The following is a 9,968-nucleotide window of genomic DNA, read 5'->3' as shown; positions in this document are numbered from 1 at the left end:
CGAGCTACCGAACTGCTCCACCCCGCGTCGCAAGATCAACATTACCGTCCGGTGAATGGGAGACCAAATCCTGGCTGCGTGATGTGCGTCTCTCCCATCTGAAAAGGCCGGTGACCGCACCGAAGGGAGCGGGCACCGGCCCTTGTCAGTCGCTGTTCGCTACACGGCCTAGCTGCTGGGAGAAGGCGAGGGCGTAGCGTTGGAGCTGGCTTCCGGTGTTGCCGAAGGAGTCGCCGTGGCACCCAGACGCGTTTCCGCATCCAAGGCCTTCTTCAGCGCCTCAGACAGCTTGGTCTGCTGGGCACCGTAGGCGGCAAAATCGCCCTTCGCCAATGCGGCCTGGCCATCCGTGATCGCCTTATTGGCCTCATCCAGCGCTGCCTTGAGGTCGGCTTTCGCGTCAGTAGGCCCAGCAGGCGGCGTCGTGGTGCCCGGAGGCGAGGTAGGCGTTTGGCCGTTGTTGTCGGCATCGCCGGCCGTAGCACCGGAGTTGCCACCGAACAATTGGTCCAAGGCCTCGTCCAGAGTCGGCGCAAAGCCGATCTTGTCACCGAAAGCCACCAGCACGCGCTGCAACGTCGGGTAGGACGTCTCACCGGTGGACTTCAGGTAGACGGGCTGCACGTACAGCAGACCGCCACCCACGGGCAGCGTCAACAGGTTGCCGTTCAAAACGTCCGAGGCTCCTTGTCGCAGGAGGTTCAGCGCCTGGGACACGGTTGGATCGGAGTTGAACTTATTCTGTGCCTGGCCCGGCCCAGGGACTTGGGTATCGGTTGGGAGCTCCAGGAGCCGCAGTTTTCCGTAGCTCTCTCCCTTGACGCCCTTCACATTTCCGGCATCAGAGTCCGCAGCAAGGAAGCCGTACAGGATGTTCCTCGCGCTGCCGTTGACCGTCTGTGGAATGAAGGACGATGTCAGCTGGAAGGCAGGCTTCTCCTGGTCAGGCATCTGCAGCGACATGTAGAACGGCGGCTGCTTGACGGCTTCGGAAACAGTGGGATCGTTCGGAACGCTCCAAGCGTCGTTGTTCTGGTAGAAGCTGTCCGGATCCGTCACGTGGTAACGGCCCAGAAGCTCACGCTGGACCTTGAAAAGATCCTCCGGGTACCGAACATGGCTCATGAGATCCCCCGACATCTCCGAGTAGGGCTTGATGACGGTCGGGAAGACCTTCTGCCAGGCCTTCAGGATGGGGTCCTGATCGTCCCAGGCGTAGAGGTTCACTGAACCGTCGTAGGCATCCACGGTGGCCTTGACCGAGTTGCGGATGTAGTTGACCGAGCTGTTCGGCAAGGCAACCGTGCGACCCGCGCTGGTCTGGGAGTCGGCAGTTGCGTTCTGCAACTGCTGCGGCTGCGAATACGGGAAGTACTGGCTGGTGGTGTAGCCGTCAACAATCCACTTCACTCGACCATCGACAACGGCGGGGTACGCATTGCCGTCAACGGTCAGGTACGGGGCCAGCTTTTCGACGCGTTCGCGGGGATTGCGTTCGTACAGGATCTGGGACTCAGCGTTGACGCCATCAGACAGCAACAAGTCCGAAGACTGGAATTTGATGGAGTAGAGGATCCGATTCAGCCAGTTACCAACGTTGGGACCGCCATTGCCGCTGAAGGTGTACTGGGTCTCTCCCCCACCCTCCCGGCCTGCTGGCCGGTCCTGCTCCCGGTTCGGCGCACCCTCAGGGGCACCCACGATGGAGTACTCGGGAGAGTTCTCGCCGAAGTAGATGCGGGGCTCGTAGGTGGTGTCGTTGCCCAGGACACCATTGGACGGAATGCCGGACTGCAGGAACTCCGGCTTTCCATCGGCGGTGAACTTGTTGCCCTTGGCAGCCACAACGCCGTAACCATGGGTGTAGACGATGTGCCTGTTGACCCACGTCTGCTGGTTGGCGCTCAGGCCATCCGGGTTCAACTCGCGAACTGCAATGACAGTGTCCTGAACCTTGCCGTCAACCATGTAGCGGTCAACATTCAGGGTCTGGGGGAACTGATAGTACGGGCGGTACTGTTCCAACTGCGCAAACGCCGAAGAAATAAGGTTAGGGTCCAGAAGTCGGATGTTCGCCGTGGTTTGCGCATCCGCAGCGAGCGCGCCGGTCGTGGCAGTGGTGGTGGCGTTGTAGGCCGAGACATCAATCTGGTCCAAGCCATACGCGGCCCGGGTCATCTTGATGTTTCGGTCAATAAATTCCTTCTCCAACGTGTTTTCCGAGGGACGTACCTGGAACTGCTGGATAACCCACGGATAGACACCGCCGGCCAGAATGGCGGTGATGACCAACATGGCGGTACCGATGACCGGCAGGCGCCAGCGCCCGATGATCGCGGCAATGATGAACAGGATGGCCACCAGCCCCGCGGCAACCGCGAGGATCGCCTTGGTGGGAACAACGGCATTGACATCCGTGTAGAGGGCACCGGCCCAGCGGCCGGAATTGCTCTGCACCGTGGTGTAACGGTCCAGCCAGAAGTTGACACCCAGCAGGACCAGGAAAAGTGCACCGGTCACAGCAATATGGATCTGGGCAGCGCGGCTGGTGAAAATACCGCGCTCCATCAGGCGGATGCTGCCGTAAAGGTAGTGGGTCAGGATTCCGGCGATACCGGCCACCACGGCGATGCTGATCAGGAAGCCGGTAACGAAGCCCAGGAAAGGAAGCGACATCAGGTAGAAGCTGATGTCGAGGTTGAACAGTGGATCCGTCTGTCCGAAAGGCTCCTGATTGAAGAACAGCAGGGCCTTCTGCCACTGGCTGGCCGCTGCGCTGCCGGCGAACAGGCCAAACAGGATGGGCAGGCCGATCATGACAACCCTGCGTACAGGCTCAAGCTGTGCTTGGTAGCGGTTGAGATTATCCCGCGACTCGGCATCCGGGGCATAAACGGGGCGGGAGCGGTACGCGATCCTGATGGCAAAGAACACAGCAGCGAACATCATGGCGAAACCGATCAGGAACGTGATGATCCTGGCCAGGTTTTCGCGTATGTACACTTCGAAGAAACCAAGCTGCTGGTACCAGAGGACGTCGGTCCACACATTGGCGAAGAAAATGAACCCGACGACGGCCACTGCCACGACAATGAGCGTCGGCGTCAGGGCACCTCGTCTCAGCGGTGATCTTCCGGGCGGGTTGGAGCTGGCGGGACGGGACAAACTCTGTACCTCATTGGTGTCAGTGAACAGTCGGTATGCGAGTGGTTGACATTCTCTGCCGCTGGGATATGGCGGAGGCCGTCATATATGCCACGAGTGGCGGTGGAGCTAAGTTCCACCGCCAGTCTAGTTGTTTGTGCAGGTGGGAAGGCCCGTCGTGTCGTCTCCCGAACCGAGGCGTTCCACAGCGGCCGTGGCATCGGCCAGTGTTTCGACCTTGACCACCTGTAATCCATCGGGAACATGGCCCACGACGTCAGCACAATTGGCGGCGGGAGCCAGGAACATGGTGGCCCCCTGCTGCCGTGCTCCGATCATCTTCTGGGCTATCCCACCGATGGGACCTACGGCGCCATCGGCAGTGATGGTTCCGGTGCCGGCCACGTGTTTGCCGCCCGTCAGGTCACCCGGGGCGAGGTTGTCGATGATTCCCAAGGCGAACATCATACCGGCGCTTGGTCCACCCACGTTCTCCAAAGAAATACTGACATCGAACGGGAACGTAAAGTCACTGGCCAGGAGCACACCCAGGACATAGCGGTCGGCCGAATTCCTGGTGGGCGTGATGGTTTCGGTCACCGGAGCCCCCTTCCGCTCGACCACCACCACGGCCGGAGCCCCTGCACCGGCAGCCAGCTCGGCCTGGATCACGCTCATGGACGTGATGGCTTTGCCGTTGATGGACTTCAAGAGGTCGCCCTCCTGGATTTTCCCGGCTGAAGGTGAAGCTTCCGAGAGTCCCGCGACATTCAGCCTTTGCTCAAACGGGATATCCAGCTCCCGCAATGCGGCCGCGAACGCATTCTCTTGGGACGTCTCCATGGCGATCTCGCCCTCTTGAACCGTTTGCTCAGCGGTGGTGCCCTTGGGGTAGATCAGTTCCTCGGGATAGATGGCTTTGGAACTGTCCAACCAAGCACGGAAAACATCAAAGATGGTGGCCGGGCTCTTTGGACCGCCGGTCATGACCACGGTGGTGAGATCCAGGTTGCCGCCGGCGGGAAAGGACTCGCGTCCGGAGATCTTGATAACGGGTTTATCGCCGTCTTTGCCCAAAGTATTGAACGTGGGCCCCGCTGACTCAATAACGTAGGGAACCGGCAGGGCAGCAGCGCCAATGCCGAGTCCCAGTGCCAAAAGGCCTGAGATCACCATGATCATGTACCTGGTGTCGCGGGGAGGTGCCGGCGACACCGGGGAGGGATCGGCGTCGGGCGTTTGACGCGGATCCAATGAGCCCTCGGGGCTGGGCGAAGTTAGCATTGAGGCCTCTCTATGCCGGCATTGCGTGACCGGTTCCATGGCTGTTGCTACCGAAGACGGCAGCTGCACATACCAAACATCAACACTACGCGGTCCAGCGTTGGCGGGCTGCTTTGCCTACAGCGAACGACGCCGCATCCGGGCAGACAGCGCTACGGCCGCGGGGTACGGTGAAAGAGATCACCAGCCAGTTCGACGATCGGCGGCACCATGACATCCAACCCCAACAATCCGTCCAACGACGACGACACTCCCAAGGATCCGCTGGCAGAAATGCTGCAGAACCTGATGGGGGGCCAGGGCATGGGCAACATCGATCCCGCCGAGCTGGCCAAGGCCGCCGGCCTGCCCAACGATCCCCAACTGCTCCAGCAGATGTTCGCGCAAGTCCAGGCCATGATGAGCTCCACCTCCGAGGGTCCCGTGAACTGGCAGCTTGCCCATGAGAATGCGCGGCGGGTGGCAGCGGCAGGCACCGATCCCTCAGTGAACGCCGTGCAGGCGCGGGAGATCGACGAAGCCCTCAGGCTTGCGGAACTCTGGTTGGACCCCGTGACCGATCTTTCGGCAACCGGCCTGATCGGCCGCGCGTGGTCCCGGGCAGAATGGGTGGAGGCGACCCTTGGTACGTGGAAGCGGCTGACCGAGCCCGTTGCCAACAGCGTTGCCAACGCCCTGTCCACTGCGCTCACGCAGCAAATGCCCGAGGAAATGAAGTCCATGATGGGCGGTGCCTCGTCAATGCTGCAGAACATGGGCGGCGCAATCTTCGGCATGCAGCTGGGCCAGGCCATCGGCGCGCTTTCGGCCGAGGTTGTCAGCTCCACCGATATCGGTGTTCCTCTGGCTGACCTGGAAATGGCGCTGTTGCCGGCCAACGTCGCCAAATTCGGTGAAGGCCTCAGCCTCCCGGAGAACGACGTCCGTCTGTTCCTTGCCGTCCGTGAAGCGGCACACGCCAGGCTGTTCGTCCAGGTTCCGTGGTTGCGTGGCCACCTCCTGGGTGCCATTGAGGCTTACGCCCGAGGCATCCACATAGATATGTCCCGCATTGAAGACCTCGCCCGGGACCTTGATCCCAGCAACCCTGAGGGAATCCAGGAAGCGCTCTCGCAGGGGGTCTTCACCCCGGAACGGACCCCGGTGCAGACGGCCGCCCTGGAGAAGCTCGAAACCGCCCTCGCTTTGGTTGAAGGCTGGGTGGACGAGCTCACCGCCGAGGCCACGGACAAGGTCCTTCCCTCCGCCACTGCCCTACGCGAGACGGTACGTCGTCGTCGCGCCACGGGTGGCCCCGCAGAACACGCGTTCTCGTCCCTTGTTGGCTTGGAGTTGCGTCCCCGCAGGCTCAGGGAGGCCGCAACCCTGTGGGCAACGCTGAAGGAAGAACGCGGCATTGCCGGCCGTGACGCGATCTGGCACCACCCGGATCTGCTGCCCACCGGTGAAGACCTGGACGATCCCAAGGGCTTCTCCGAACGCCGCAGGTTGGCCGAAGCCAGCGACAGCGAAGTTGACGACGCCCTGCAGAAACTGCTCAGCGGCGGCTATGACAGCAACGAAGCCGCGGATAGAGACGCCGCGGATGCCCCGGAACCGGGCGATACAACGGAAGACACTTCTGGCAAGGAAATTGACGACGAAGACACGGACACCGAGGGCCCGGCCAAGTAGGCGAGCCCCCGGGAGCATTAAGTAGCAACGGCCGCCATCTACGGGGTGGCCGTTGCTGCGTTAAGCTCCTGTATCCGGCGCGGGGTTTGAATCCGGCGGAAGACCCCTCGAGGTGGCAAAGGCAACACCTTCCAGAAAGGCCTTTGCGCGCTGTGTCTCGGGATACGACTCCACCAGCCTCCAGAAATCGGCGTTGTGCCCCGCCACCAGCAAATGCGCGAGCTCGTGCACCAGAACGTAGTCGATAACCCACTGCGGCATGGACTGAAGCTTGTTGGAAAGCCTGATGGTGCCGTCCGCCGGAGTGGCAGAGCCCCATCGTGAATTCTGGTTGCTGACCCAACGAACGGACGTCGGGACGGCCCGCCCGCCCAGATAGGTCCGCGAAAGATGCGCGGCATGCTCCGCGAGGACTTCGTCTGTCGCCGGGCGACGCTTGCCCTGGCCTGACCGCCGCTCGCCCTGCTTCTTCAGCTTGGCCAGCATGCGGTGGACCCACTCCCGTTCCTGGGATTTTGTGAAGCTGGCAGGGATGGCAACAACGGCTTTGCCATCCTCCCAAAAAGCAGCAACCGTCCTGCGCCGCCTGGCTGATCGGCGCACGACCACGGGAGCGCCGTCGTCGGTGACCAGGGGAACGTCAGCATCCGCAGCCGTTCGGCGCGCCATCAGAGCTCGGTGCTCTCGGCCAAGACCGCAAGGACCGCTTCACCGTAGCGTTCGAGTTTGGACGGCCCGATTCCCGCCAAACCGGCCAACTCCTCCAGCGACGATGGCTTGGCCTCGGCGATGGCAGTGAGCGTGGCATCAGTGAAAACAACATAGGCGGGGACATCGGCGGACTTCGCTTCATCCTTGCGCCACTGCCTTAGCGCATCAAAGGTTTGTTCCTCATAGGACGGCGGGCACTGGTTGCAACGTCCCACCTTGCGTTCGGCACCGCTGGCGAGCATGGTTCCGCACACCCTGCACGACGCCGGTGCGGCGGCTTTCCGGCGCGTGGGACCTGTCTTGCTCCGGGCGTTTGCGGACGCCACTGAGTTGGGTCGGAGTCCGTCAAGGAACCGCGATGGCTTGCGGTTGGCACGGCCACCCGGCGTGCGGGCCGTGGACCATGACAAATTCAGGTGTTCCCGTGCCCGGGTGATTCCGACGTAGAGCAATCGTCGCTCCTCATCAACGTCTTCCGGGGTGTCTGCGAAGGAGATGGGCATGAGTCCTTCGCTGAGGCCCACCAGGAACACGGCATCCCATTCCAGTCCCTTGGCCGCGTGAAGGGATGCAAGGGTGACGCCTTGGACGGTAGGTGCGTGCTGGGCCACCGAGCGTTCCTGGAGTTCGTTGACGAATTCGGCCAACGTGAAAGCCTCGCCGCGGCTGACGGCAAGTTCATCAGCCAAAGAGACCAATGCCGCCAAGGATTCCCAGCGTTCACGAAGGGCACCTCCGTTGTGCGGCGCCGCGTCGGTATAACCAAGCGAGGCGACAATGTCCCGGACGATCTGCCCGAGCGGTTCCTGCGGACCTTCGGCAACGGCCCGGGTTGCGGCCCGCAGTTGGAGGATGGCATCGCGGACTTCCTTGCGGGCAAAGAACCGCTCGCCGCCTCGAAGCTGGTACCCGATGCCGGCTGAAGCGAGTGCCTGTTCATACGCTTCGGACTGCCCATTGGTGCGGAACAGGATGGCGATCTCACTGGCCTTGATTCCGGTATCAAGCAGTTCCTGGATCCGGCCTGCCACCACTGCAGCTTCAGCCTCGTCATCGGGGCATTCCATGAAGCGCGGTTCGGGACCGGCCGGCCTCTGGGCCACAAGTTTAAGAGGCGGCGCCCAGGCAGCATCCGCAACGGGTCCACCGCTTCGCCGGGACCCGAGGAGGTCATTGGCCAACTTCACCACCTGCGGGGTGGACCGGTAGTCGCGGATCAACTTAACAACGGTGGCATCCGGGAACTGCGCTTTGAACCCCAAGAGGTGCTTGGGCGAGGCGCCCGTGAAGGAGTAAATTGTCTGGCTGGCATCGCCCACCACGCATAACTCGTTCCGGCCGCCAAGCCACAGATCCAGGAGCCGCTGTTGCAGCGGGGAGACGTCCTGGTACTCGTCCACCACGAAGTGGCGGTATTGTTCCCGGACCGTCGCTGCCACTTTCGGGTCCTCTTGGAGAATACCTACGGTGATCAGGAGGACGTCTTCGAAGTCGATGACGTTCCGGTCGGTCTTGATGTCCTCATATGCCTGGAACACCCTGGATACCGCCGTGAGGTCAAAACCACCGGGGGTTCCGCGGTCCTGGGCGTTCTCAAGGTAGTTGGCGGGTGTGAGCATGGACACTTTGGCCCACTCGATTTCCGCGGCCAGATCCCTGATGGTTGCGCGGTCGGTGCTGAGCCGAAGCCTGCGGGAAGCCTCCGCGATCATATTGGCCTTGTGGTCCAGCAAATTCGGCAACGTACCGCCAATGGCCTGAGGCCAGAAGAACTGCAACTGCCTCAGGGCCGCTGCGTGGAACGTACGGGCTTGGACATTCGCCACACCAAGGTCCCGAAGCCTGCTGCGCATCTCTGCTGCGGCCCGCGCCGTGAACGTTACGGCCAGCAACCGCTGTGGACTGTACACGCCGGAGTGGACCCCGTACGCGATGCGGTGGGTGATGGCACGCGTCTTACCCGTTCCCGCTCCCGCGAGAACACACAGGGGCCCGGTCAAGGTACTTGCTACTTCGCGCTGTTCTTCATCCAAGCCGCCGAGGATGCGTTCCTCAAGTGAACCACCGGCGTCGAAAACGTCCTCGGTCACGGCTGGAGGTCTTCGATAACGCCGCCGTACCAATGTTCAATCAGTGAACGCGCAATGGAGAGACGCGAGGAAATGGTGATCTCGCCGCTGGAAACAGCTGCCTGCAACTCTTCGCGGCTGAACCAGCGCGCCCTGGTGACTTCAACGCCATCCGGCCGGGCAACCGAGTCTTCAGTGGTGGCGGTGAAGCCCAGCATGAGCGAAGCGGGAAAGGGCCAGGACTGTGAGCCGAGGTACTGGCATGCCGACACGCGCACACCTACTTCTTCGCCGATTTCCCGGACAACCGCCTGCTCCAGCGATTCTCCAGGTTCCACGAAGCCCGCGAGCGTGGAGTAATTCCTGGCGTCCGTGGGACCCCCACCGCCCAGAAGAAGGCGGCCGTCCGGACCAACCACCGTGACGATAATCGCGGGATCCGTCCGGGGGTAGTGCTCTGAATTGTCCTTGGGGCACCGACGCACCCACCCGCCGGCCTCGATATCCGTGGGAGTGCCACACTGCGGGCAGTGCGTGTGCGTCGCGTGCCAGTTGGAGATTGCACTGGCCTCGATGAACAGCGCAGTATCGCTGGCATCCAATCGGCCGGCGACTTCCCGGAAGCCCGCCCACTGGGCATCCGCAGGAATTTTAGCGGTGCCCGGCGCTGGGGGTTCCACAACGGTAAACAACAGAACAGGCGTGCCTTGAGGCAAGGACGACGATTCCAACGTGATGCCCAGATAGACAGCCGTGGTGGTACCGTGATCTGCTCCCCTGAGGGCATTCCACAGGGACGTGGCGTCCCCGAACCACAGTCCATCAGCAGTCACGAGAGCCTTGCGCTGGGAAACAACCATGGCCTTGGCCGTGCCGGAAGCCACAAGGTCCTCCACCATGCCGGGCTTAATCCGGACCCCGGAGCCACGATCCACCATGGCAGGGCGCACTGGAAGAACGGTCTCCATCAGGTGGTTGGCCAGCGCCGGTGACTCCGTATAGCTCATGTATCTACCGTACTGACTCGTACCGACAAAAAACATTTGGGAGGGTCACCCCTTGTGGATGCATCCCGCCCGGGCGTCA

The 9,968-nt window shown here is 62.1% G+C and carries 6 protein-coding genes; 1 reads left to right on the top strand and 5 read right to left on the bottom strand.

Annotation, left to right across the window (positions count from 1 at the left end; genetic code table 11):
• Nucleotides 1-168 precede the first annotated feature (168 nt).
• Both ACIQLI_RS10060 and ACIQLI_RS10055 read right to left on the bottom strand, forming a co-directional pair.
• Nucleotides 169-3,165 carry a UPF0182 family protein gene (locus ACIQLI_RS10060; RefSeq protein WP_400387718.1) on the bottom strand — a complete coding sequence of 999 codons (2,997 nt, stop codon included), beginning with the start codon at nucleotides 3,163-3,165 and terminating at the stop codon, nucleotides 169-171.
• A 126-nt stretch (nucleotides 3,166-3,291) separates the two neighbouring features.
• Nucleotides 3,292-4,428, bottom strand: coding sequence for a PDZ domain-containing protein (locus ACIQLI_RS10055; RefSeq protein WP_400387715.1), 1,137 nt, complete (start codon nucleotides 4,426-4,428; stop codon nucleotides 3,292-3,294).
• Nucleotides 4,429-4,638: 210 nt separating this feature from the next.
• On the opposite strand from ACIQLI_RS10055, the gene ACIQLI_RS10050 reads away from it, so the two are divergent.
• Nucleotides 4,639-6,102, top strand: coding sequence for a zinc-dependent metalloprotease (locus ACIQLI_RS10050; protein WP_400387712.1), 1,464 nt, complete (start codon nucleotides 4,639-4,641; stop codon nucleotides 6,100-6,102).
• 60 nt (nucleotides 6,103-6,162) lie between these two features.
• On the opposite strand, the gene ACIQLI_RS10045 is transcribed toward ACIQLI_RS10050, so the two are convergent.
• Genes ACIQLI_RS10045 through nudC form a run of 3 tightly spaced genes read right to left on the bottom strand, consistent with a single transcriptional unit; the run spans nucleotide 6,163 to nucleotide 9,889 of the window.
• Nucleotides 6,163-6,771: a M48 family metallopeptidase gene (locus tag ACIQLI_RS10045; RefSeq protein ID WP_400387709.1), complete on the bottom strand. Its 609-nt coding sequence runs from the start codon at nucleotides 6,769-6,771 to the stop codon at nucleotides 6,163-6,165.
• Complete coding sequence (locus tag ACIQLI_RS10040) at nucleotides 6,771-8,903, bottom strand: ATP-dependent DNA helicase UvrD2 (RefSeq protein WP_400387706.1); 2,133 nt, start codon at nucleotides 8,901-8,903, stop codon at nucleotides 6,771-6,773. The genes ACIQLI_RS10045 and ACIQLI_RS10040 overlap by 1 nt, the downstream gene beginning before the upstream one ends.
• A complete protein-coding gene (gene nudC / locus ACIQLI_RS10035; protein ID WP_400387704.1) occupies nucleotides 8,900-9,889 on the bottom strand; it encodes an NAD(+) diphosphatase in 990 nt (329 codons plus the stop codon). Before nudC ends, ACIQLI_RS10040 begins: the two co-directional genes overlap by 4 nt.
• Between the last annotated feature and the right edge of the window lie 79 nt (nucleotides 9,890-9,968).

The organism is Paenarthrobacter sp. NPDC091669, from assembly GCF_044756725.1.
Taxonomy (GTDB): domain Bacteria; phylum Actinomycetota; class Actinomycetes; order Actinomycetales; family Micrococcaceae; genus Arthrobacter; species Arthrobacter bambusae_C.
Note: the sequence above shows the minus strand (reverse complement) of the source record. Positions and strands in the feature narration are given on the sequence as shown.

Excerpts from the sequence above, each read along its gene's own strand:
- ACIQLI_RS10055 (WP_400387715.1), bottom strand. The coding sequence starts at position 4,428 with ATGCTAACTTCGCCCAGCCCCGAGGGCTCATTGGATCCGCGTCAAACG.
- ACIQLI_RS10050 (WP_400387712.1), top strand. The coding sequence starts at position 4,639 with ATGACATCCAACCCCAACAATCCGTCCAACGACGACGACACTCCCAAG.
- ACIQLI_RS10045 (WP_400387709.1), bottom strand. The coding sequence starts at position 6,771 with ATGGCGCGCCGAACGGCTGCGGATGCTGACGTTCCCCTGGTCACCGAC.
- nudC (WP_400387704.1), bottom strand. The coding sequence starts at position 9,889 with ATGAGCTATACGGAGTCACCGGCGCTGGCCAACCACCTGATGGAGACC.